Source organism: Streptomyces sp. P13-3-3 (genome assembly GCF_050571355.1).
Classification (GTDB): domain Bacteria; phylum Actinomycetota; class Actinomycetes; order Streptomycetales; family Streptomycetaceae; genus Streptomyces; species Streptomyces althioticus.
This window is the reverse complement of record NZ_CP192228.1, coordinates 5,827,144-5,850,838: the sequence shown is the minus strand read 5'-3', so window position 1 is coordinate 5,850,838 and position 23,695 is coordinate 5,827,144. Positions and strand designations below refer to the sequence as shown.

General features: G+C 69.0%; 16 protein-coding genes. 5 read left to right on the top strand and 11 right to left on the bottom strand.

The features are described 5' to 3' along the window. Positions 1–7 precede the first annotated feature (7 nt). From ACQZOG_RS26230 to brxD, 4 genes are all read right to left on the bottom strand, one after another. On the bottom strand, positions 8–508 hold the full coding sequence (locus ACQZOG_RS26230) for a hemerythrin domain-containing protein (protein ID WP_359518343.1): 501 nt from the start codon (positions 506–508) through the stop codon (positions 8–10). A gap of 838 nt (positions 509–1,346) precedes the next feature. After that, positions 1,347–2,954 carry a competence protein CoiA family protein gene (locus ACQZOG_RS26225; protein WP_359672699.1) on the bottom strand — a complete coding sequence of 536 codons (1,608 nt, stop codon included), beginning with the start codon at positions 2,952–2,954 and terminating at the stop codon, positions 1,347–1,349. Positions 2,955–3,016: 62 nt separating this feature from the next. Beyond that, positions 3,017–5,227, bottom strand: coding sequence for a DEAD/DEAH box helicase (locus ACQZOG_RS26220; RefSeq protein WP_359518338.1), 2,211 nt, complete (start codon positions 5,225–5,227; stop codon positions 3,017–3,019). After that, positions 5,227–6,576 (bottom strand): BREX system ATP-binding protein BrxD, encoded by a 1,350-nt coding sequence (gene brxD / locus ACQZOG_RS26215; RefSeq protein ID WP_359518337.1) that lies wholly within the window; start codon positions 6,574–6,576, stop codon positions 5,227–5,229. The genes ACQZOG_RS26220 and brxD overlap by 1 nt, the downstream gene beginning before the upstream one ends. Positions 6,577–6,769: 193 nt before the next feature. Here brxD and ACQZOG_RS26210 point away from each other — a divergent pair, with 193 nt between their 5' ends. From ACQZOG_RS26210 to ACQZOG_RS26200, 3 genes are all read left to right on the top strand, one after another. Continuing rightward, positions 6,770–7,501, top strand: a complete 732-nt coding sequence (locus tag ACQZOG_RS26210) for a DUF4839 domain-containing protein (protein WP_359672697.1) — start codon at positions 6,770–6,772, stop codon at positions 7,499–7,501. 101 nt (positions 7,502–7,602) lie between these two features. Next, a complete protein-coding gene (locus ACQZOG_RS26205; protein ID WP_359518333.1) occupies positions 7,603–9,420 on the top strand; it encodes a GmrSD restriction endonuclease domain-containing protein in 1,818 nt (605 codons plus the stop codon). Continuing rightward, positions 9,417–10,469, top strand: coding sequence for a CBS domain-containing protein (locus ACQZOG_RS26200; RefSeq protein ID WP_193456603.1), 1,053 nt, complete (start codon positions 9,417–9,419; stop codon positions 10,467–10,469). The genes ACQZOG_RS26205 and ACQZOG_RS26200 overlap by 4 nt, the downstream gene beginning before the upstream one ends. 66 nt (positions 10,470–10,535) lie before the next feature. Here ACQZOG_RS26200 and pglZ read toward each other — a convergent pair whose 3' ends face one another. From pglZ to ACQZOG_RS26180, 4 genes are all read right to left on the bottom strand, one after another. Then, the gene (pglZ, locus tag ACQZOG_RS26195) at positions 10,536–13,457 is read right to left on the bottom strand and encodes a BREX-2 system phosphatase PglZ (protein ID WP_391606090.1); all 2,922 of its coding nucleotides are present in this window, start codon (positions 13,455–13,457) and stop codon (positions 10,536–10,538) included. Next, positions 13,454–17,341 (bottom strand): BREX-2 system ATPase PglY, encoded by a 3,888-nt coding sequence (gene pglY / locus ACQZOG_RS26190; RefSeq protein ID WP_430741504.1) that lies wholly within the window; start codon positions 17,339–17,341, stop codon positions 13,454–13,456. Before pglY ends, pglZ begins: the two co-directional genes overlap by 4 nt. A 380-nt stretch (positions 17,342–17,721) precedes the next feature. Then, entirely contained in the window at positions 17,722–19,857 is a 2,136-nt protein-coding gene (locus ACQZOG_RS26185) for a tetratricopeptide repeat protein (RefSeq protein WP_430741503.1), read from the bottom strand. Next, positions 19,854–20,264, bottom strand: a complete 411-nt coding sequence (locus ACQZOG_RS26180; protein WP_391606087.1) for a hypothetical protein — start codon at positions 20,262–20,264, stop codon at positions 19,854–19,856. The genes ACQZOG_RS26185 and ACQZOG_RS26180 overlap by 4 nt, the downstream gene beginning before the upstream one ends. A 229-nt stretch (positions 20,265–20,493) precedes the next feature. Here ACQZOG_RS26180 and ACQZOG_RS26175 point away from each other — a divergent pair, with 229 nt between their 5' ends. Then, complete coding sequence (locus ACQZOG_RS26175; protein WP_391606086.1) at positions 20,494–20,763, top strand: hypothetical protein; 270 nt, start codon at positions 20,494–20,496, stop codon at positions 20,761–20,763. After that, positions 20,756–21,388 (top strand): DUF6879 family protein, encoded by a 633-nt coding sequence (locus tag ACQZOG_RS26170; protein ID WP_430741502.1) that lies wholly within the window; start codon positions 20,756–20,758, stop codon positions 21,386–21,388. Before ACQZOG_RS26175 ends, ACQZOG_RS26170 begins: the two co-directional genes overlap by 8 nt. 82 nt (positions 21,389–21,470) lie before the next feature. On the opposite strand, the gene ACQZOG_RS26165 is transcribed toward ACQZOG_RS26170, so the two are convergent. From ACQZOG_RS26165 to ACQZOG_RS26155, 3 genes are all read right to left on the bottom strand, one after another. Beyond that, on the bottom strand, positions 21,471–22,346 hold the full coding sequence (locus tag ACQZOG_RS26165) for a hypothetical protein (protein WP_430741501.1): 876 nt from the start codon (positions 22,344–22,346) through the stop codon (positions 21,471–21,473). A gap of 244 nt (positions 22,347–22,590) precedes the next feature. Further along, positions 22,591–22,785 carry a DUF397 domain-containing protein gene (locus tag ACQZOG_RS26160; RefSeq protein ID WP_430741500.1) on the bottom strand — a complete coding sequence of 65 codons (195 nt, stop codon included), beginning with the start codon at positions 22,783–22,785 and terminating at the stop codon, positions 22,591–22,593. Beyond that, positions 22,782–23,615, bottom strand: a complete 834-nt coding sequence (locus ACQZOG_RS26155; RefSeq protein WP_430741499.1) for a helix-turn-helix domain-containing protein — start codon at positions 23,613–23,615, stop codon at positions 22,782–22,784. The genes ACQZOG_RS26160 and ACQZOG_RS26155 overlap by 4 nt, the downstream gene beginning before the upstream one ends. Positions 23,616–23,695 lie beyond the last annotated feature (80 nt).

The window sequence follows — 23,695 nt, the reverse complement described above, 5'->3', positions numbered from 1 at the left end:
GCTCTCCTCAGGGGGCCGGCGTCACCCGTCCTTGGAAGCGGAAGACGGGGTCGGCCCAGTCGGTGTCGTCACCATGGTCGTCCAACGCCTCGCCGATGGCCCGCTCCTCGTAGCGGAAGTGGCTCTCCATGATGGCCGCGAGTCCGTCGAGTTCACGGCCGATCGCTTCCAGATCCGGCCCCTGCGTGCCAAGGGCCCAGTCGGCGAGTTCGCGCACCTGGGTCAGGATCGAAGCGATCAGTCCGTGGTCCTGGACGAGCTTCGTGACGGTCCCGGCGAGGTCGGGGCGCTCACGCAGCAGTTGGGCGAACAACCCTGCGTCCTCCCCCTCGTGGTGCGTGGTCAACGCCTCACAGAAGGCCAGGCAGTGCGTGGCACGTGTGTCGTCGTTCGAGTGCCGACGTCCGAGACCCGTCCTGACGTCGTTCAGCCGTCGACGCAGTTCGTGATGGGCTTGGGAGAGTTGCAGGCTGAGTGCAGCCGCACGGTCGGTGTTGCGGGAGGCCACGGGTGGCAGTCCCTTCGGTTCCGCACCTCCATGCCTGACGCTGACCGTCACCGGCACGCGATGCTGTTCCCATCCGATCACGCGTCCTGGATGCGCGGCAAGGCGGTGCCGACCCCCGCCCTCTGCCTCCTCGTCTTCGTCTACCCGGTGATCCAGACGGTGCGCGGTACCCGCTCACCGAACGGGACAGCTACAGCGCGGAACACGCCGACGTCGGGCTGCGCAGCTTCACCCGGCTCGCCACCGGAGACGACACGTTCACCAGCGCGGCTGGCAACAACCTGACGCTAACCGTGACCGTCAACCTCGCGCAGACTGCGCTGGGACGGTTGCTGGCGCGGTGGCTCATCCGCACCACGCGGGCGCCGACACTGCTGCGCGCTGTGCGGTTGGGCCCGTTGCACCCGGTTGTCCGGCCTGGAGCTCGATCTCACGGGCAGACCACCGTCCGTCAATCACCACGCTCGGCCGCCAGGAACGCGGTCGAGGAAGGGCCGTCGGGACTGGTACCCCTGGAGGGACCCGCCGCAGCCCACTGACGGGCGGTCAGCCGCCGTTCCCGTCTCTCTTCGCCCGAGCTGGTGAGCAGAGGCTGGAACGGCGGCTTCTTCGCGCGGCGCTCATGCGCGTATGAGCGCGGCATTGACGGCATCGACGCGCGCGTACCGGGTATCTCCAATGGTGATGCCTCCTCCCCTGCCCCCGACGCTGCGCATGGACACCAGCTCCGGTCTTCCCGGATCGAAGCTGGTCACCGCGCTCAAGGGAGCGCCTCGCTGATCCAACCCTTCGGTCGTGTGCGCAGGGAGTCGAGCCGGAGGTTGTCGCGATTGCGTGATCAGCGGTGTTGCGCGGGTCGGCCTTGCACCGTGACCCTGTACTGCTTCTCCTTGAGACATTGGAAGCGTCGGTGTTCCCGGACGTCCGCCTCCCATGAGGTCTGCGAAGCGTCGGGAGCTGGGACTGGACGGCCAAGGTGGTCCAATACCTGGGCGTACAGCGGGTGCACGCGATTGCTGCGCGCTGCTACGAGCGCCGACAGAGGGGGCCGGCCGGAGCATGTAGCACGGTCGACTTCGACCAGAATGGACACCTTGTCCTCCGGGTGAAGAGGGGCCAACGGCCTGCTCAACCGTTCCCCCAGCTCCACCCAGGTGAAGGGACGAGCCGACCGGCGGGCGGCCATGTCAAGAACCCACCGCACGAGATCGGCCAAGGCACATATCTGCCGGAACGTGGGGCGCTCCGCCATGGCCTCGACGTGTGCACGCCATGCGGCCGTACGTTGCCTCAGGGAGGTAATCAGGGGGCTCCACATGGCTTCCTCGCAGAATGCGATCTCTCGCAGAACCTTCTGCAGCTGATCCAGGTGAAGGTCGTCTCCGATCTGGTCGAGGCGATCGAGAAGCGACAACACGCGTTCGGTGCCTCTTCGGTCGTCCTCCGCACGCAACTGCTCCAGCGACGGCCCCGGTGCCCCCAGGATGCTGTGTGGCACCCGGACGAGTCCGGCGAGGGCCTCCCGCTGCGCATGGTGAGACTCCACAGGCTTGGGTCTTTCGAGCGTCCGTCGCTTTCGGACAAGAAGGTCGGCAGCCGGTGCGATGACAGGTGCCAAGCTGCTCTCCCCGGACGGCGACAGCCCGACGTCCTGCGCGCGGTGTGAGACGGATGGGGGAACCTCAGCAAGGCGTGAGGGAGACGGCCGGGGTTCCCGGTCAAGGCGGCTGAGCCCGGTCGGGGTGAGTTCCAGAGCAGGAGCGTGTATGCCATATGCGGTCATGCGGCACCGGGAAAGAGGAATCCATTCCACTGGGGCATCCGCGAACTGCACTCCGACCTCTACGACGCGGGTGATCCCGGCGGGGCGGCACTGGATCCGGATGGCGTATCCTTGCCTGTCCACCTGCCAGTTGGCGAGCATACTGTCGGGTCCGAACAGCCACTGCACGCCGGCCCACTGCCCGTGCAGCTCAGTGTCGCTCCGCTCCCACTCTGTCTTGGACCTTCTGGCCAGTTGGACGCGCATGAGATGGCGGCGAGGACTTCCCCCGCGGGTGTAGCTGATGTCGACCAGCTCGCGCAGGCTCTGTCCACGCTGCTTGTAGCGCACCTGGACGTTCTTGTACTTCTGCTTCTTCATCCAAGCCGCCAGCGCCCTGCCTATGTAAAGGTGGTCCGCGCTCGCCTCATTCGTGGAGACCCGTCGGCATTGACCCGATACAACGTGCGCGAAGTGGCATTTCTTGTCGCGGTACTTGCGGGCCGACAGTTTCTTGCCGCACCCGCCGAGCAGTGTCCCGCAGTAGAAGTCCCGGCTAGGGTACTCACGGATGAAGTGGTCGTATGAGGCCGCGTCCATGGGCAGGTACACCGGGCGGTCAGCACCGGGGGAACCGGCAACCGCTGTCTGGACCTTGCGGGTGTCCTCTTCTTCGATAGGCATGGTCGGGCTCCGGACATGCTGTGATGAGCGGGATCGACGGTGCGTTCTCCAGCGAAAGCCCTTCAGGCGAGCTCGCTTGACGCTTGCAACCGCACGGGTTCGGACAGCACCTTGCGGGCGCTTTCGAAGTCGGCCAAGCGGGCCGCGACCGTGGCGACGGCAAGCCGCTCCGGGAGGGCTGCGGAGAACTTCAGACCGCGCACGGCACGGGGGTCCACGTCGGGTAGCACGAGATTCTCGCCGATGTTCTGCCGGGCCGTGCGCCAGTCGGCCGGAGTGAGGTCCTCACGAAGCCGCAGCCAACAGTCGGTGGGACGTTGCAAAGGGTCGGTCACCGGTTGGAGCGTGGCCGCGAGGGTGGCGTTCGCGCGATAGCCGGCCCAGGTCCACCACCGGACATCGCTGCCGACGCGCGTGACCAAGGTGCCGCCAGGGTGCACGGTGTCGGGTGCGTCGCTCTCTCGCTGCTCGGTCAGGCATGCCTCGGCCCGGTGGGTGAGGGAGACGGGCGGGTCGGCGCCCAGCAGCACCTCGCGCATGGCACGGGTGAGGGCGTACGAGAGCCCCACGATGCCGCCGTTCATCCACTTGGCGACGCCGCCGCCGTCGGCAGGTTCGACGAAGACGCGTTGACGCAGCCAGTCGATGTAGGTGACCTGCCAGCTGCGTCCGCCAAGCAGCAATCGGCGCGGCCCAGGGCGCTCCTCGGTGAGCACGCTCGGGTCGGTACGGCCGATCTCGGTGCGTCCGGACAGCACGGTGAACTGCGGCGGCGCGGTGAAGGACGCGGTGAGTTCGATGAAGTGCCGCTTGCCGAAGCGGCGCTCCGCCTCGGGGCCGACGAAGAGCATGCCGCCGTCGTTGTCGAGGAAGCCCTCCTCGGTGAGGTGTCGCAGGATCGGGGCGGCGGACCGGTCGAAGGGGGCGAGTCCGTTCCACTGCTGCTCCCAGAGCTGATCGCCGAGCTTGTGCTGCTGCAGGGTGACGGCGAGAAGTTGCTGGGCCACGAGGTGACGCGGCTCAGGCGGTGGGACCACCGGTTCGACCCAGCCGCGCGACCAGAGGAGCAACAGCCCGGCCGCCTGAAGCAGCGTGTCCTTGCGGGTAGTGAGGAACAGACAGTTGCGCACCGAGCCCGCGCGCCGGCCAGTGCGTCCGATGCGCTGCAGGAAGGAGGCGACGGAGGCCGGGGAGTCGATCTGGATGACACGGTCCAGGTCACCGACGTCGATGCCGAGTTCGAGGGTGGAGGTGGAGACGATGACGCAGTCACGCGCCTCGGCGAAGGCCTGCTCCGAGCGGGTGCGCTCATCGACGGAGAGGGAGGCGTGGGACAGGAAGACGGTCACCTCACGGGCGCGGAGCGCAGCACCCAATTCCTCGACCTGGCGGCGCGAGTCGCAGAAGACGAGGCGCTTTTCCCCCCGGTGCAAGGCGGCGATGAGCTTGGCGGCGTTGTCGAGGGAACCCACGTAGTCGAGTTCCACCTCGCCGGCGGGTCTGCGGGACGGTGCTTCGGCGGTCTGCTCTCCGTGTTCGGCCTCCGCACCGGTGGGGGGCAGGTGGACACCCGGCGCGACCACGCGTCCGGTGCGGTCGCCCGCCTTGGCTCCTTGCAACCAGTGCAACAGCTGGTCAGGGTTTCCCACGGTCGCAGACAGTCCGACGCGCTGGATGGGCCGACCTGTGACTCTCTCCAGTCGCTCCAGCACGGCGAGCAGGTGCCAGCCGCGGTCGTCACCCGCGAAGGCGTGCACCTCATCGACGACGACAGCACGGACGCCACCCAGCAGCCGCGCGTGGTCGGTCTTGACCCCAATCAGCATCGCCTCAAGCGACTCGGGCGTGGTCAACAGGATGTCCGGTGCCTCGGTCCGAATACGTTGCCGCTGCGACTCCTTGGTGTCGCCGTGCCAGAGTGCGGCGCGCCGTCCCAGCCACTGGGCGTACGTGTCGACGCGGACGACCAAGTTGTTGAGCAGTGCTTTGAGGGGACACAGGTACAGCACCGAGGTGCCGGTCCACCGGTGTTCGGCCATGGCCGACAGCAGCGGGAAGCAGGCAGCCTCGGTTTTGCCACCGGCCGTGGGTGCCAGCAGGACAGCGTCCTCGCCGTCCATCAGCGGGGGGATCGCCGCCCTCTGCAGGGGGCGCAGGTCGGGCCAGCCGAGGGTGTTGACGATGTGATGCAGGACGACAGGGTCCAGCCTGTCGAGTACGTCGGCCTCTCCCCTGGTCGGCTCCGCCTCGGACGGTCTGTCGGCGTCCCCCATCACAACTCCAGGTCGATGTCGTCGGCGGACGCGGACCCGCCGGTAACCGTGGCGGCCAGGTTGCGTTCCACGTCGGTGAGCTCGCTGCTCGCGACCGTCAGCTTGTAATGCTGTCGCGGATCGAAGTCGTCGAACTGGTCCACACGGTCGAGAACATCCCCGACGAGCTTCTTCAAGAACAGCCTGGGCGCCACACCGACCTTCCCGCCCAGGGCTCCGCCGACGGCCCGCGCAAGGTCGGCGACGTAGGCGTCGTCGACGACCGTTAGGACGCGCTCAGGCGATGTAGCGGCGTCCGCGTACAGGTCCCGGATGGTGACGCCGAGACCGATCAGAGACTCCTGGGTGAAGCCGGGCAGCCTGATCTGCACAGCGCGAGGGTTGTCGAAACGCGGCTCGGTGGTGAAGTCGGTGGCGAGCCGTTGGGCGAGCGGAGCCAGGCGCTGCACACCCTGCTGGCCGTCGTAGAAGGCCGGCGTCCCGGTGATGACGAGGTACAGGCCGGGGAAGCGGCCGGAGTGCACCTCGTCGATGAGCTGACGCAGTGCGTTGAGCGCCTTGTCCCGCGCGTCGGAACGGACCCGTTGGAGCGTCTCCACCTCGTCGAGGACGACGAAGAGACCGGTGTGCCCGGAGTCGCGCAGCACGGTGAGCAGGCCCTGCAAGAAGCCCAGCGCCCCGAAGTGGTCCAGGTCGCCGCGTACGCCTGCGGACCGGCGGGTCGAGGCGGCGACGTGCGGCTGGCCGCCGAGCCATGCCAGCACAGCCGCGGCGGTCGCCTCGTCGCCGGCGGCGAGGGCGGCCCGGTAGCCGCGCAGGGCGGTGGCGAAGGAGGGGGCATGCCGGGACACCTCTGCGAGCCGCGCGACGAGCAGCTTCTCCACCTCGCTGGGCAGCTCCTCCTCGGTCGCGCCGGCAGCGAGAGCGTCCTCCTCCAGGGCGTAGAACCAGGCGTCGACCACTGGCCGCAGGGCGCTGGGCGGGAAGCTGGAGGTGGTGAGGCGCTCGGTGAGCCGCCGGTAGACCGTCTCCAGCTTGTGCAGCGGAGTCTCGTTCTCGGAGATCTGGATCTCGGCCACGGCGAAGTTGCGGCGCTTGGCCCGCTCCCCCAGCCAGCGGGTGAAGAAGGTCTTGCCGGATCCGTACTCACCGCGCACGGCCTTGAACACGGACCCGCCGGACGCGACGGCGTCCAGTTCCGCGTCAAGGGCCGCCTCGAACCGGTCGAGCCCGGTGGCAAGCAGGTCGAGCCCGCTCTCGGGTACGGCCCCGCGGCGCAGGGCATCGATGACGGTACGGCGGCGGGCCGCGCTGACCTGTGCGGGACGCTTGGATCCGGTGGTGCTCACGAGCAACAGTGTTCCATCTCCTCGCATCTCTGCCAGGACGAAGAGACCATGCTGCCCGGTATGTGGACAAGTGCCCGTTGGTTCAGGTTCCGCATTCGCGCCCTATGGTGCACCGATGATGCCGGAGCTCCCACCTCAGTACCTTATGATCACGGGGCAGTTGGGGTGACAGCGCATTCGGGGGGCGTGGCACATGGCCGACGAGATCAAGTATGAGCACAAGACCGTGCAGACCGTTCGCGGCACCGACGGCTTGGTGATCTCCAGGATGCAGAAGGACGGCTGGGAGTTCGTCGAGCAGTCCCAGGGCACGCTTCGCTCCACCCTCACCTTCCGTCGGCCGAAGAAGCCGATACCTTGGCCACTGGTCGGCGCGGGAGCCACTGTACTTGCGATCATCGCCGTCGTCATCGCCACTGCCGCCGCACTCAGCGACGGGGGTGAGCAGAAGGACGAGGCGGCCAAGCCTTCGGCCGCCGTGAGCGAGGAGCCTTCCGCTACGCCGACCTCGACCCCGCCCGCAGCCGAGCGCGCGGCCGTCGAAGTGATCACGCCGGAGAACAACTCGGAGTTCGCGGCACTGTTGAAGGCGGACACCTGCGACGCCGCTAACGCGGACTTCGCGACCAAGTATGCGGGCCGGACGATCTCTTTCGACGGTTCGATCGTGCACATGACACCCCACGGCGACTACAAGACCCGCTACGACTTCCTTCTGGGCCCCGGCGACAAGGGGCCGAACACGACGGTCGGCCCGGCCTTCAAGTACGAGGACGTCAACGTGGCCGAACTGAGCCTGACCGGCAAGGACGTGCCCGCTGCCATCGGTGTGGGCGACAAGTTCCGCTTCGTCGCCGAGGTGGGCGACTTCAACGCCGTCCAGTGCCTCTTCCATCTCGACCCGGTCTCGACGGAAACCCGATAGGAACGGGCGCCCTCGCGTATCTGCCAACCGGCTTGACCGGCACCACAGAGCGCTGCTGGAATCACTCTCCGTACAGGAATCAGGGCGGGGAGTGGAGTCACATGGCAGCCCTCGACAACGTGAAACTGAAGGACGTCTTGGCGGAAGTCGCCTCGGGCTCCTTACAATTGCCCGACTTCCAGCGTAACTGGAAGTGGGACGACGACCGGATCCGGGCGATCATCGCGACGGTCACACTGGACTATCCGCTCGGCGTGGTCATGACGCTGCAGACCGGCGGCGCCACTCGGTTCCGCTCCCGGACCCTCACCGGTGCCCAGCCGGAGGGGGACCCGGAGGCCGACCTCCTGCTGCTGGACGGGCAGCAGCGCCTTACCTCGCTCTTCCAGTCCTTGTGGCTGGACGCCCCGGTGGAGACAGCGGACGCCCGAGGCAAGGCCATCCAGCGCTGGTACTACGTCGACATCGCGAAGGCAGTGGGGCCCTCCGCCGATCGTGACGAGGCCATCGTGTCGGTCCCGGCCGACAAGGTGCTGCGAACAGACTTCAACCGGACAGTCGTGCTGGACCTGAGCACCACCGAGGCCGAGTGCGCGGCCGGCCTCTTCCCCCTCCACTTCGTCTTCGACGCCCAGCGTGTCAACGAGTGGAAGAAGGCGTACATCAAGGCGGACGAGGACCGGAACTGGGACCTGTGGGGTCAGTTCGACGAGGCGGTTCTCCAGCAGGTGCGCGCCTTCCAGGTGCCGATGATCCGGCTGGCCGCCTCCACCTCCATGGACGCCGTCTGTGCGGTGTTCGAGCGGGTCAACACGGGGGGCGTCCCCCTGAACGTCTTCGAGCTGCTCACCGCGACGTACGCCGGTGACCGGGACTACGTGGAGGAGACCGGTGATTACTACCAGCTCCCGGAAGTCTGGCGGGAGATCAAGCAGCAGCTGGCCGCCAAGTACCCAGTCTTCGGCCGCGTCGAGAGTGGCCTGGAGAACGGCCTGAGCAGTATCGACTTCCTGCAGGCCATCGCGCTCGTCCGCACCTGGGAGCGCAAGCAGGAAGGACTCGGTACCACCGTGTCCTGCAAACGCCGCGACCTGCTGGACCTTCCCCTGGCTGACTTCGTACGCCTGGCGCCCAAGCTCGCCGACGCCTTCGCCTGGGTGGGTGACTTCCTGGAGCGTCAGTGCATCGTCCGGCCGGCCGATCTGCCGTACAAGACGCAGCTCGTCCCGCTCGCGGCTGTCCGCGCCATCCTGGACACGAGGATGGACGGCCTGGGAGCGGAGGAGAGGATCGAGCAGTGGTACTGGTGCGGGGTCCTCGGAGAGATGTACGGCGGGTCCACGGAGACACGCTTCACCAAGGACGTCGAGCAGCTCGTCCCCTGGATCGCACACGACGACAGGGCGCCCGAGACCGTCACGGAGGCGTTCTTCTTCGCCGACCGGTTGGACACGCTCACCACTCGGAACAGCGCAGCCTACAAGGGCATCTACGCCCTGCTGATCAAACAGGGTGCGGTGGACTGGCACTACACGGGTGCGCCCCTCAGTCCCGGCCGCCTCAGCGAGTACGGCGTGGACATCCGGCAGATCTTCCCCAAGACGTGGTTCCGGCGAGGCAACAGCGGTGATCTGCCGACGAACTCGATCGTGAACAAGACTCCGTTGTCCTACCGCGCCGCGATGGACATGACGGGGGCACCGTCGTCGTACCTGGCGACGATGATCGCCGCGTCCGACATGCGCCCCGAGTGGTTCGACGACGTCCTGACCACCCACCTCATCGATCCGGACGCCTTGCGCGAGAACGACTACGAGCGTTTCTACCGCGACCGCTCCAAGCAACTGCAGGACCTCGTGCACTCCGCCATGGGCAAGAGGACGATGCTCCGTGACCTGCCGGAGGGCGACGCCCGATGACGACCAGGCCGCACGAGTGGGACGTGGCCACGCTCAAGGGCAGGACCGTGTCCGTGCAGGAGATCCTCGATCTTTTCAAGGTCAGGGTGCGTGATCACCGGACGGTGCACCACATCTCGCAGGCACTCAAGGATGCCGGGCTGACCACGCTGCCGGACTTCGCCGTCTGCGGTCTGCGCAGCACCGTCGACGTCGTGTCCCTGGCAGCCGTTCCCGCACAGCGTACGCCCCCGGAACCGGAGGGCGAGGCCGACGAAGCGGACGAGGCCCTGCCCTCGAACGCCCTACCGCAGCGACTGCTGCTCGGCGACATCCCCTCCGCGCGGCGCGGCCTGATGTCCGTGGGTCCGGGCACGCCGCTGTCACAGGCAACCTTCCTGATGCGTACCAAGGGCTTCTCTCAGATCCCGGTGACCACCGGCATGGCGCAGGTCCACGGGGTCGTCACGTGGGGATCGGTGGCCAAGATGTACGAGGCGGGCAAGGAGGCCACCCTCGACAACGCGATGGAGAAGGATTCGCTACCCGTCTTCGACTCCCGGCAGGAATTCTTCGCCGTCCTCCCGAGCATCCGCGAACACGGTTACCTGCTTGTCCGCGGCGACGACGGCTGCTTCTCGGGTATCGTCACCGCCGCGGACGTGACGGACCGCTTCGAAGGGGCGGCGCGTCCCTTCTTCATCGTGGGCGAGATCGAGTCCCTGCTGCGCCGTTGCTTGGGCGCAGCACTGGACAAAGAGGCCATCAAGGCGGTCCAGACGAACAAGAAGCCGGAGCAGCGTACCGGCCAGGTGTCGGACCTGATGTTCGGCGACTACCTGCGGCTCCTGGACGGCGATCAGACGAAGCAGTCCTTCGCCGAGCGCGCCGACCGCAATTGGGAGGCGCTGAAGTGGCCCAACATGCCTCGGGAGCAGTTCGTCGGCCTGCTGAAGCGGGTGAAGGACATCCGCAACAGGATCGCGCACTTCGACGAGAAGCCGCTCCCGCAGGAGATGATCGACGATCTCACGACCTTCGCGAAGGTGCTGCGGGCCTTCGCGTCGTGAGGTAGGGGGCAGCTCGCCGCTCGGGGTGTCTCGGGATCGAATCCGGAGGCACCCCGAGCCGCGTGGTCAGCCGGCTCCGAGAGCGAACTGCTCTCGCAACAACGCCTCGTGGAGCCGCAGGGTGCGTCCGTCTGGCAGAGTCTCCAGGACCTGTACGCCGTCGTAGTTGAGGAGCTGCCGCAGGACGGCGGCGAAACCGTCGCCCCGGGCGACAGGCATGCCGACGCGCTGGGCGAGTGCGGTCACAGGCAACGTGCCGCCCGCGTCCAGCAGGGCGGCAAGCGCCTTGTGCACCTGCTCCTGCGGCGGTTTGCGTGCCAGCCCGCCGAGCTGAGCCTGGTACGTCTCCGATTCGAGCAGTGCCGTCACCAGGGTCTCGGTGCGGGAGACGACGGTCGGGGTGAGGAGAGCGTCGTCTCCCCCGGTCGTCAGCGCGACGTCGAAGAGCGTGTCGTGCGTCCGAGCGACTTCCGCCTGCTGCTTCTTGGCCTTGCCCGTCGGCTTCTTGGGAGCGGGAGCCGTTGCGGTCACCGGTCGAGCAAGGTGCCCGTCCGGCAGCGGTGCCTTACCGGCCTCCTCCGGAGCCCACCAGGCCGGCCGCTGGTCGCCCAGCTCCCGCCATCCCTGCGGAGGCTCCGCGCCGAACGGCAGGAAAGCGAGCACGGGGATGGTGACCTCGGCGAGCGATGCCCCACCGTGGTAGCCGGCCTTGAGGGCGGTGTAGCGGGAGTCGGCGTCCCACAGCGCGACGATCGACGCCCCAGGTTCGGGCCAGACCACGCGCGGGCCGGACAGAGCGATCTCCCGTTCGGCGAGCGGGCTGCCGCCGGGCAGACGGTGGCGGGCGGACAAGGGGTCGGCGGCGGTGTCGACCTTGGTGCCGTGCCGGTCCACGACGTGGCCGTGGTCGCTGGTGAGGACGACCGCCATGCCCTGGGTGGCCGCCACCCGCAGCAGGTCGCGCAGCCCGGGCACGTCGTCGATGCGCCAGGCGCCGTCGCCGAGCTTCTGCTCCTTGGCGAGCCGGTCGTCGATGGCGTTGAGAACGACGGCGACATGGGTCTTGCCGTCGGCCAGCGCCTCCGTGAGCGCCGGGCCGAAGGTGTCGCCCGCGGTCTCGGTGCGCAGGTCGTCCTTGTGGAACACGGCTGCTGGGGCTCCGCCCCATAGCTTCAGCATGGGGAAGAGCCGCTTCTCGTCCGCTTGGGCGCCCTTCATCAGGGCGCCAGCAAAGAGGGAGGTACGGGACACGGCCGTCACGGTCGGCAAGGCGGCAGCCATCGCCCGTCGGCGCGGGGCGTTGCCCTCCGGCAGGGGGTCGAACTCGGCCCAGGACCGGCGCAGTTCCTCTCCCAGTTCGTTCGCGATGGCCGCACTCATGCCGTCCAGCACGAGCAGCAGCACCCGCCGTTCCTCTCCGCGTCGCACGGCCGGGCCGACCACGCGGTCGAGGAAGGTCTCGACGGTCAGCATGGAGCCGGGCTGCGTGCCGGCCTCCGTCCATGCCGCCAGGGCGCGCGCGAACGACGCGTCGATCTGCCGACGCTGTTCTCTGATGCGAGTGCCGAGGGTGTCGTAGGCGGCCTTGAGGACGGGGTCCGGGTCGCCACCGGCCTCGATGTGCTCCAGGGCGAGATCCACCCAGCCGGTATCCGAGACATGCCGTTGTATGGCGTCGGCGACGGTGGGGGCGTCTGCGGGCGGGTCGGTGGCCAGCCAGCGGGCCAGGCGCTGGCCCATGCGGGCACGTTCGATGCGGGCGGCCTCTTCCGGCTCGGTGGCGAGCCGGTGGTCCTTCAGGCGGCGGACGGCGTCCGCCACCGCGGCCGTGTCGCCCGACGCGAGGGCCTGGCCGACGGCGGTGAACCGTGCCTCGAGTCCACCGCGCAGGACGGGGCTCGCCGCCACGGCATCCTCCGCGCCGAACTGACGGGCCAGGGCGGACGCCCGGTCGAGCACGATGCCGGTGGTGCGGCGTGCCTCGCGTGCCTGGTCGGCGTCGCTGCCGCCCGTGCGGTGCCCGGACGCCAGCAGTGTGGTCACATACTCTTCGGCGGCCCGGCCGAAAACGGTCACCAGGGCGTCGAGCTGGTCGCCGTTCGCCGGAGGCTGATCGCCGAAGTAGCGTTCAGCGCGGCCCCGGGCCCGGTAGGTCTCGGGAGTGGGCTCGGCGTGCTGCCACAGCGCCGCGCACACGAGGCCGAAGGCGGCGGCGTCCCCACCACGCTCGGCATCGACGAGCGCGAGCAGGGCACGGCCGGCGAGGCCCGCCTGGTCCTCCTCACCGAGGAAGGCGGACAGGCCGGCGTGTTCGGGGCCACGCAGGGCGAGGAGCCGTTCGGGCGCTCCGGGTCGCGTCGACCAATGCAGCAGGGCCTGGGCGTCGAGCCGGTCGTCGCCGGGGCGACGCGTGCCGCCCTCGGTGTCATAGCGGCCGAGGCGCAGGCGGCGCTGCGCGAGCGCGGTGAGGGCGTACTGGCGGGACAGCCAGCCACCGGGCACGGCCGACCAACCACCGGGCGGCGTGGCGTCGAGCAGGGCCTCGGCAGCCCAGTTGACGTCCTTGAGCCTGGGGTCTATCTGCCGGGCGCCGAACGCCTCGCGGACGACGTCCCAGCTGTCGACCGTGTCGATGCGCAGCTTGTGGACGCGAGCCAGGATCGCCGGGTCGAGTTCGTTCTGCTCCCGGTCGGTGAGCACGACCAGCACTGCGGGGCCGGGACGGCGGCCCGCCAGGTGATCGAGGACGAGTTCGTGGACGGCGAGGGGAGACGGCGCCACCGCCACGCCGGCCGTACGGCCCTCGCCCCAGGCGGGCTCGGCAGGCCCGTCCCACTGCGGTGCGGACCGCAGCAGCACGACCCGGCGCCTGCCCTCGCCGCCTCCTGTGAGGGGGGCGGCAAGAGACGACTGCGAGGACAGGTACTGGGTGACGGTCGCGGTGTTCAGCCGCACCGCACCGGGGACTGCGGCGACGGTGTCCGTCATTCGATGACCTGCCAGGTGATCTCGATGGTCGCGTCGGGGTTGCGCGCGGCCAGGTCCGCCAGCTCCGCCTGGAGGTCGTCGACGGCCCGGGACGCGGTCGTGCTGCGACGCCCGGACTTCCGGCCCGTACCGCCGACGCTCGCCGGGGAGGGCGTCTCCTGCGACGGGGTGTACGGAATGCGCGGGTCGCTGGTCGACGTGTTCAGGGAGAGGTCGTCGGCCCTGGGCTGCGGAGCGACAGGTGCGGGCGACGGGGCGGCCGCGGCTTGGGCGCGCTTGATCAGGGCGACGACCTCGCGCTGGGTGTGGGCCAGGGCATCGCGCAGGTCGGCGGTGCGCTGGTCGTCGCGGGCCACGTTGCGCAGCGAGTCGAGCAGCGCCTCGCCCTCGGGACCGAGTCCGGCTGCCAGCTCCAGGGTGCTCCAGGGGGCGGAGGCGACGGCCTCCGCGACCGCGCGGGCCTTCTTGATGGAGGTGCCGTACCGGTCGGCGCTGGTCTCGCCCAGGTCGAAGGAGGCGAGCGCCTCCACCGTCTTCTTCGCCCCGGCCGCGCCCTTGCCGGCCTCCGCCGTGAGGGCGTCCAGCAGTTCCAGGGAGCGGCGGGCGAGGGCGAGGCGTCCGGTATCGGCGGTCTGGTCGAGGCCGAGGAAGAAGGCGTGGGCCTCCAACTGGTGCACCAGATCGGCCGCGTGGTCCCGGTGGTCGCGGGCGGCCTCGATGATCTGGCGGGCGAACTGGTTGACCATCCGGCCGCGCCGCAGCGCGGGCGGCTTCGCCCCGAAGATCGTCTCGAAGCGCTGCCGGGCGGTGTCCCAGTCGGACTCGGCGGGCAGCGGCTGGCTGCGCAGCGCGTCGTGGTCCTTGATCGCGGACAGTTCGGGCGCGGGGTCGAGGACGGTGCCGCCGCGCACCCAGACCCGGTCGTCCATCTCGGCGAAGGAGGCGACGACGAGCCGGGCGAGGAGGTCGGGCAGACCGCGCGGGTCGGGCTTGTCGGTCCAGTCGGTGAGCGTGATCAGGGACAGGTCCCCAGTGACACCTTGGGAGCGAGCGAGCTGGCGGAAGTGGTCGGCCCAGTAGCGGGACAGCTCGAAGTACGCCTCCTTCTGCTGTCCGAGGCGCAGGGGTTCGGCGATGCGCCGCATGTGTACGCGGTCACTCGCCGGAACCTCCACCCGCCCGTCGCGCGCCTCGGCGGCGGCCCTGAGGTGAGGGAACACCTTCTTGATGTCGGCGGGCTTGACGGCGGTGCCGGTGGCCTCGGGGTCGAGGTCGGGGTGGGCCGGGTACTGGTGGGCGAGCAGCTTGCCCGCGACGTGCCGGATGCCGTCGTGCAGGCTCTGCCCGAAGGACAGGGTGAGTCCGTCGACGTCGGGCAGCGCGACGAGGTGGTCGTCGAAGTCGGGGACGACATCGGCGGCCTGCTTCTGGGCGAGTCCGTACGCCTGCTTGAAGGCGCCCTTGACCTGCTTGAGCAGCGCCTCGCGCTGGGTTTCGAGGAGGCCCTTGGCGCGGCTGCGGTTGTCGGCGTTGAGGTGGCCGGCGTACTGGGTGTCGAAGCGGTGCTCGTCGGCGAGGGCCTTGTCGATGACGACGAGGCGACGGAAGTCCTGGAAGCGCTGCGCGGACAGGTGCGCGGGCAGCCAGGCGACGGTGCGGGACCGCTCGCCCTGCTGACGCTCGCGCAGCCGCTGGATGCGGTTGACGTCTTCGACCGGGCCCCACTCGCCCTCGTCGAAAGGCAGGTCTATGGCGATGCGCCAGCGGCCGTCTTCCTGCGGCATGAGGTCATGGTCGGGCAACTCGTCCTCGTCGGCGAGGTTCCCGAAGACGATCTCGGCTGTGCGTGCGGTGCCGCGCCAGGTGAAGTTGAGCAGGTCGCTCAGCTGACCATGCTCGACGCCCAGTTCCTCGGACAGCAGGCGACGGGCGAGGGCGACCCGGTTGCCGGGGTTGTCGTTGACCTGGGCGTTGGCGATGACGGAGTCCACGTCGACGCCGGAGAGTTCGAGGCGGACGCCGGGGTTGGCGTCGGTGCCGGTCTCCTTGATCTCGGGGAACCTCGCCGCCCACTCGGCGACCTTGTTCTTGATGATGCCGACTTCGGCACCCGGGATGGGCGCGAGAACCGACCCGTGGTTGAGCGCGCCGAGCCGCCGGATGGTCAGCTCCGACAGCGCGGGCACGCTGGGCGCCAGCGCGGACAGCAGCAGCGTGCACACGAGCCGGTTGTCCCCGAGGAACATCCGGCAGCCGTTGACCTTTTTCTGGTCGGTGAGGGACTCGGGCCGGTTGCGGTACTGCTCGACGTCGTCCTCGGTGATGTCGTACGAGCTGAGCAGGTAGGGCCGCAGTTTGGTCTTGTAGAGCTTGTCGGCGGCCTCGAAGACGACCTTCAGGCTGTCGGTGAACGGCTTGTCGCCGCCCCCCGCGATCACCGGGTACAGGTCACCGACGGGGACGAGCTGGCCGAGCCGGATCTCGTCGCGGTGGTCGGCGAGGAGCTGGCCCATCAGCTTCAGACCGGTGCGGGAGCGCTGCAGCGCGGACGAGATGTGGACGAGGGTGTCCATGAACGCCGGCGAGAACGGGTACGTCAGCCGGAACGACTCCGCGTCTGCGCCGGTGGTGCCCTTCTCCGAGCCGAGCAGGGTGTCCCAGACCTGGGGGCCGACCCGCTTGGTCTGCTCGAAGGCCGCGTCGACCAGCTTGGCCGCCTCGTCGTCCTTGGGCTTGAGGAGGCGGGCGTGGGCGATCTGCGGGAGGTTGCGGTCCTCCAGGGTGATCTTGTCGAACCGGCCGGAGGCCAGGTTCAGGGTGTCCTGGATGGACGACTCGGCCGCGCCGGACACCTCCTCGCCGACCAGCTCGCGCAGGTCCCGCTGGCGGGCGATGAACGACACGACGGGGATGGCCCGGCGGGCGTCGCCGCCCTCCACGAAGTTCGTGATCTTGCTGGCCTCGCGGGCCACGAACTTCTGGTCGTGGATGAGGGTGGCCAGCCACAGGATCAGCTCGTCCATGAAAAGGATCAGGCCGTCGTAGCCGAGCGACTTGGCGTGCTCGGCGATGACGGACAGACCGGCGTCCAGGGAGATGAAGCCGTGCTCGTCCTCGGCGGCGTTCTTGGTGAAGCCGGGGAGGATGTTGGTACCGGCGTCGTTGACGAGCTTGGCGCGCAGCTCGGCCGGGGTGGAGGGGTTGGTGAGGTTGAGGTGGACGCCCGCCTCGTGGTTCTCCTCGGCGGCGAGCGCGGTGTCCAGGAGCTGCGGGGTCCAGGCGAAGCCCTCGCCCCACTCGTCCTCCTCACCGTCGTCCGCGCCGGTGGTGCCCAGGCCTCGGATGACGGCCTCGTCACCCATGTTGGCGCGCATGGCGCGGATGTCGGCGAAGAGGGAGTCGGTCCGGTACACCTGCGGGGTCGGCGCGTCCGGGTGCAGCTTCTTGACGTGGTGCACGTACCCGCCGAGCACCCGCTGCTCCAGCGCCTTCGCGCCGAGCATGTGGTAGGGCACGAGCAGGAACTTCTTGCCGTCCGTGGTCAGCCACTCGTGCCTGGTCAGCACCGGGTCGAACTCGGTGCGGGCACGGGCGGCCGGATCGCCGCTGAGCAGTGCGTACAGCACGGCCATGAAGTGCGACTTACCGGAACCGAACGAGCCGTGGAGGTACGCCGCCTTGGAGCGGTGTCCGTCCAGCGCGGACTTGATGAGGTCCAGCGCCTCGTCGAAGTTCTCCAGCAGCCGCTCGGTGACGACGTAGTCCTTGAGCGCGTGCTGGGCGCCCTCGGGTGTCGTCGCCTCGGCGAGGGACAGCACGAAGTCCGAGGTGGAGATGGACTCCTTGATGTCGATGACATCGCGGAGGAGGGGCTGCTGGGCCATTGCGGGTTCTCGCTCTCCCTGACGGTGGTCGCTGCTGCTGCTCGTACTCGGTGCCGCGCGGGGTCCGCCGCCGAGGCCCGGGGCCGGTCCGAGGGGTGGGGCCAGGGCGCTCAGAAGTACGGACGGCCGGTGCGGCGGGCCGGCTGTCATGGTCGGCGGCGCGGACGGATCCGGTCATGCGGTGAGCGGACGGCAACCACGCTCACGGCGCCGGAGAAGTCAGGTCGGGTGGATTCGCGGCGTCTGCACTCTTCGTCCCCCTCGCACTGAACATCACCCGTACGGCCTGCGCATAGCACCCTACATCGGTCCCTCCCCCTCCACCCGGTGCCGTATGCCCTCACCGCCCGTACCGATCGCCCGGTCCCCACGGTGGGGCGCTACGGCCGCCATCGCCCCGACCGGTAGGCGTCCAGCAGGTTCCGGCTCGCGACCGTGAAGGGGTGCTCGGGGCCCAGGCCGCGGTCCCGCCGCTCGACGACGTCGGTCATCAGCGCGATCCCCTCCTCCCTGTGTCCGAGCGCGGCTCGGGTCCGGGAGAGGAGCTGCCGGGCGGCGAGCACGATCGGGTACTCGGGCCCGAAGCGCCGCTCGTACGCCTCGGCGACCTGCCGGATCTCACGGTCTGCCTCGTCGAAGCGGCCCAGGAGGTAGAGCGCCCATGCGTGGTTGTGCCGGGCGCCGAGTGTCACGGTGTGGTCGGGGCCGAGGAGGCGCTCGCACTCCGACGGCAGCGAGAGCAGTGCGCCGCCTTCCTCGGTGACCACGTCGGCGGCGGGCAGCATCTCCAGCAGGCCGGCGCGGGCCCGCAGGGTCAGCGGATGCGCGGCGCCCAGAGCGGAGCGCCGCGCGGCGACGGTGTCGCGGAGCAGCGCGACGGCTTCCTCCCGTCGGCCGAGGTTCGCCAGCACGAGCTGGAGGCCGTAACCGCTGTCCGCGGTGTCGGGGTCGTCGGCGCCGAACAGGCGCTCCTGGGCGTCCCGGACCGCGCGGAGCGCCGCCTCGGCCTCGGCGTACCGGCCCAGCCGGAACAGTGCCCGCCCTGCCCTGGACCGGGCGGCGAGGACCGCACGGTGATCCGCGCCGAGGTGTCGCTGCGCGAGATCGGCGGCGTTCCGGGCGGTCTCCCAGGCGGAGACGTAGTCACCGGTCCGGTGCAGGGCGGTGGCCAGCCGCGTCGTGACGGCCAGGGCGTCGGCGGCGGACGACTCGCCGGCGTGCCCGAGCAGGGCCAGCGCGTGAGGAACGAGCAGCCGCAGCCGGGGGTCGTGCGGACCGGCATCGGGTACTGCGGGCACGGCCCCGTCGAGCAGCCGGACGGCTGTCGTGTCGAGGGCCGGCACGAGGTCTGCGGGGGTCGCCGCCGAGACGCTGTCGAGCAGGATGCCGTGACTCTGTGCACAGCGTGTGCCTGCGGCCTCGACGAGTTCGGACAGTGACTGGTCGAGGAGCGCTCTGAGGGCTGTCTCGGTCCGGGCACGAGGCAGTACGGCGCCGATGTCGGCGTGGTTGAGCAGAGCCAGCGGCAGCGGCTCCGCGGCGAACCGGGCGAGCAGTCTGAGCAGGGCCGCCGCTTCGGGCAGTCCGCGCGCTTCGAAGGCGTCAAGGGTGAGCTGCCAGGTCAGGCCGACCAGGTGGCGGGGGTCCGCTTCGGACAGGGCGTCGGCTCCTCGGTCTATGAGCTGGACTCGTTCGTCCGAGTCGAGCTGGTCGCCGTAGGCGTCCATCGTCCAGGGGTCGATGACCTGCCGGGAGAGGAAGCCGCCCGCCAGGGTGAGGGCGAGGGGCAGCCGCCCGAGCCGGTCCGCGACCCGCGCCGCCTGCTCGGTCGTGCCGCTGTGCGGTGCGAGATCGCGCAGCACGAGCGCCGCGTCCTCCCTGGGCAGGACACCGATGTATTGCAGCTCGGCGCCCGGCCACCATCGGGCCGCCGCGCGCCGCGTGGTCACCAGCACGGTGCCGCGGGGGCTGGTGCGCAGCCAGTCGCCGTCCCGCAGGATCTCCGGCTCGTCGGTGTTGTCCAGGACCAGCAGCCAGGGTTCGGCGGAGCGGTCGAGGTACCTCCATACGAGGTCGGCAGCGGGTCTGAGACCGTTGCGTGCGGCGAGCAGTTCACCGTCGTCCGCCCCTCGGTCGGCGGCGACGGCGAGCATGCCGGCGCGCAGGCTCGCGCGGTCGGAGGCGTTGACCCACAGACCCACCCGGCCCGCTTCCGCGGTGACCTCCTGGAACAGGGCGCAGGCGACTGCCGTCTTGCCCGAGCCGCCCATCCCGTACAGCACGTAGACCTGGCCGCCGCGTTCCGCTTTCACGCTCGCTCGCAGGCGTTCCATCACCTCGCTGCGGTCGCGGAGCGCGACGGGGAGCCGGCCGACCGCCGGGCGTCGCACGGAGTCCGGCCCGCCGTTGTCCGGCCCGTCGTCGTTGTAGTGGTGGTGCTCGCTGATGTGCTGGTCGCCGTGCGACTGGTAGACGCGTCCGTGGTCCTCGGCGTGACCGTCCGTCCCGCCCGTCATCGCTCTGTGATGTGCTGGTCACGTCCCGCTTGGTAGACCCGGGCCTGACCGGATGCGGTGGCGTGCTGGGCGATCCGCCGGGCGGCCGAACCGTCAGGGTCGAGCTGGTCCAGCAGTGCACGCAGTTCCTGTACGGCGGCGGGCCGGGCGACGAGCAGCCGCCGTACCATCCCCTGCCATTGAAGCCGTAGTTCGTCGAGGGTCTCCTGGTCGTCCGCGGCCGCGGCGGCGAGCGCGTCCTCGCGGCCGGCCTCCAACTCGGCGGCGACGGTGTCGGCGCGCTCTGGTTGCGTCCGGCGCCAGAGCTGCGTGATCCCGTCACGCACGTGGTGCCAGGCATCGGTCGCCATCAACGCGACCAAGGTGGTTCCCGCGCTCTGCGCGAGCAAGGCCACTTCAGCGTCCACAGACACCCCTCCGCTCACCCTATTTTCCGACAGCATCAGATGGAAAATGTCACCTGTCAGATTTTTGCGCGATCTTCAGTGCGATCAATATCATTCCACCCCTGCACGGCAGGGAACAAGGAGGAATCAATCCTCGCCAATACCCCCAAGGACCTGCTCTGACACATGGTCAGACAGGCTTCTCGCGCGGTACGGTGAGGCCTCGCGACCGATCGAGGGGGCGAGGGAAATGGCCAGGCCGTGGGAAGCGGATCCCGCCACGAGTTTCAAGCGACGCCTGGGAAAAACTCCCCAGGAACTGGGAAACACCACCGGAACTCCTGACTGCCCGGACATCTGGGAACTCGCCAACGGCGATGTCGCCGTCATCGGCCGGGACCTCACCCAGTCGCTCGGCAGGAACCTTCCCGACGGGGTCTCGATCGGGTCGGACGAGCGCCTCGTGGTCATCCCCAGGAACATGCTCATCGCGGCGAAGCCGGACATCCCCAGTGTTTGACTCCTTCCCCTACGGCGTCTCCGAACGTCTGAACCGCCCCACGTACCACGCGGAACTCGGCCGGATCTACTCCAGCGGGATCGGCTTCCTCAACAAGCTCGAGCGCGGCCAGCACTTCCAGGAGCGCGGCTTCCCGAGCTGGGAGGCCTTCGCCGGCGGCGACTGGGAGCGGGCCCTGTCCCTGGCCGACGGGAGGCGCGAGGACTACGCCCGGGAAATCCGGCGGGCGTCGGACCTGGGCGTCACGCACCGCCGTCTCCGGGTGGTGGAGTTCCCGGTGACGCCGTATGTGCAGTGGGAGTTGTACGTGCTGCGCGTGCGGGTGGACGTGGGCGACGCGATCAAGGTCATCGACGCTCGGGACATTGCCGGCGTCGAGCAGCATCGCCTGGTTCCGGAAGTGGTGATTCTCGGCGATGTGGTCATGTACGAGGTCGTGTACGACGAGGACGGAAACGCGGCGGGCGCCCATCGCTATACGGACAGCTCACTGATCCGGGAAACGAACGCCGGATTCGATGCGCTGTATGAGCGTGGTGAGGGGTTCTACGATTTCTTCGACCGGGAGATCGTCCCCCTGGCCCCGCCCGGAGGGGACGGATCTGCAACGGGTGGTGACGGGTAGCGGCGAACGGCGGGACGGGGTGATGAGCAAGCCCGCAGGCCGGCGGGGCGGATCCCCGTCCCGGCGGCGGGCACGCGCGGCGTCAGTCCCTGGTTTTCTCCAGCTTGACGGCAGCGGTGTCCGCGTCGTGCAGTTCGGCGTCCGCCGGGGCGAACGTCTCGTGTTCTTCCACGACTTCGCCGTCCACGACGTCTCCTTCCGGCGCTCGGTGTGACGGATCCGCCAGGGGCAGGCCGGCGAGGTGCTTCTTGAGCCTCTTGGCCATCGGGAGGTACGTCGAGAGAGTGAGCCCGCCGGACACGACGGCCCCGATGACGGGGATGGCCTTGGAGACGCCCTTGGCGAAGGACTGCTTGGTCATCTGGACGCCGAGGTAAGCCGCGGACTTCTTCACGATCGGGTAGATGACACCCTTGGTGAGCGCCTTCTGAGGCAGCTTCTTCGCGACCTGCTTCGACAGCATGCCGGCAACCTGGCCCACGGCGGCGTTCGCCGACTGGGTACCGAACATCACGCCGAAGAACAGCGTGAGCACCCCCATCGTCGCGTCATCGACGCCCTCCCCCTCATCGGCGAACAAATCGGGCCAGCTGTAGAGGTAGGCGAGCTTCTGCGCGATGCGCAACATGTGGCCGACGTACTGGGCCAGGTCGGCGGGCACCGTGGCGGGCAGGGCGAAGATGCCGGGCATCCCGGCTGCGGCCGAGAGAGCGCTGACCTTGGCGGTTTCGTAGCGGATGGAGTCGTTGGCGACCTTGTCGAGGAGCTCGACCGTGATGCCGGCGGCAGCGGGAGTCTCCTCTATCGCTCGTCGGATCTCTTCCTCGGAGCAGTGGCGAGCGAGCGCACTGCGGAGGTACGCCTCCCTGTTGATCCGCACACCGGGGAGCTTCGCCGCCGCCATCAGCACCGCGAAGAAACGCGACTCGGGGTTCTCGACCTCTTTACCCTGCTTCATGGCAGGAACCTACAGTGCCTCCGAGTTGCGGGGATCAGCATGGATCGACTTCGTTGAGAGCTCGTTACGAGAGTGGCGGTGGCGTGAGAGCCGGCTTCCTTCACGATGCCGATCACTGTCCGGGAAGGCGATCGCGGGCGAGCAAGGCGCTGGGTCTGCTGAAGGTGTGCCGTAGGGGTGGGATACGCAGGGCCCTCGGCAAGCACACGCCCGCCGAGGGCCCCCGCGATCGGCGCCACCTCTGTCAGCGTGCCACGAACTCTACGAAGACGGCCCATGTGGTGGGTCCAACGGCGAGTACGGCGCGGGTGGTGTCCTTCGAGTCGCGGACGTGGACGGTGGCGGGGCGTGCGGCGACCTCGACGCATTCGCCGCCTGCTCCGCTGCTGTAACTGCTCTTAATCCAAGCCGACTCAGGAACAGTCTGTTCGACGTTCATCTCTCTCCAAGCAACTTCTCGATGAAGGCCAGCGACTCGCGGGGAGTGAGCGCTTGGGCCCGAAGGAGTCCGTACTGCTCCTCGATCTCCCGGACGGGCTTCCGCGCTGTGTAGAGGCGGCTGTCCTGCTGAGCCTCCACATACGCGATCCTCCGCCCTTCCTTCGTCTCGATCAAGGTGAACGGACCAGCCAGTCCGGCATGCTCGTTCCGCTCGGTCGGCAACACCTGGACCTCCACGTTACGCCGCTGGCCATGAAGCAAGATCTGCTCCAACTGCCCGCGCATGATGCCCCATCCGCCCAGTGGCCTCCGCAGGACCGACTCTTCGATGACGAAGCTGATGGTGGGCAGCTGCATCCGAGAGAAGATCTCCTGCCGAGCCAGGCGCGCCGTCACCCTTTGCTCGACCACATCCTCGTGCAGCAAGGGCCGCCAGTTGGTGAACACTGCCCGCGCGTACTCTTCGGTCTGCAAGAGTCCAGGCACTGCCTGGTTGGCGTACACATGAAGTTCAACGGCCTCGGCCTCCAGCTTGGCCGCGTCGCGAAAGAACGCTGGATACTGAGCCCGAGCCACCTCTTCCTTACTCGCTCTCAGTACCCCACCTGCCGCCAGCACTTCATCTGCCTGGTCGATGAACTTTGGCGGCGGAATGCGTCTTGCCTGCTCGAACGACGCGATCGTCGAGGCCGAGTACCCGGTCAGGGACCCGAGCCCCGCGCGGTCCAGGCCCGCCCGCTCCCGGAACAGCTTCAACTGCCTCCCGAACACGCACAGCATGCCCGTCCCGACCTCATACTGTTCCGGCTGCTGAACCTCGTCGTCCACGCCGCACTCCTCTCGTGCAACCGCCCAGCCAGCCAACTTCGGGTCCTGGGAACCGGTCACGCCCAACACCAGGTACAAGC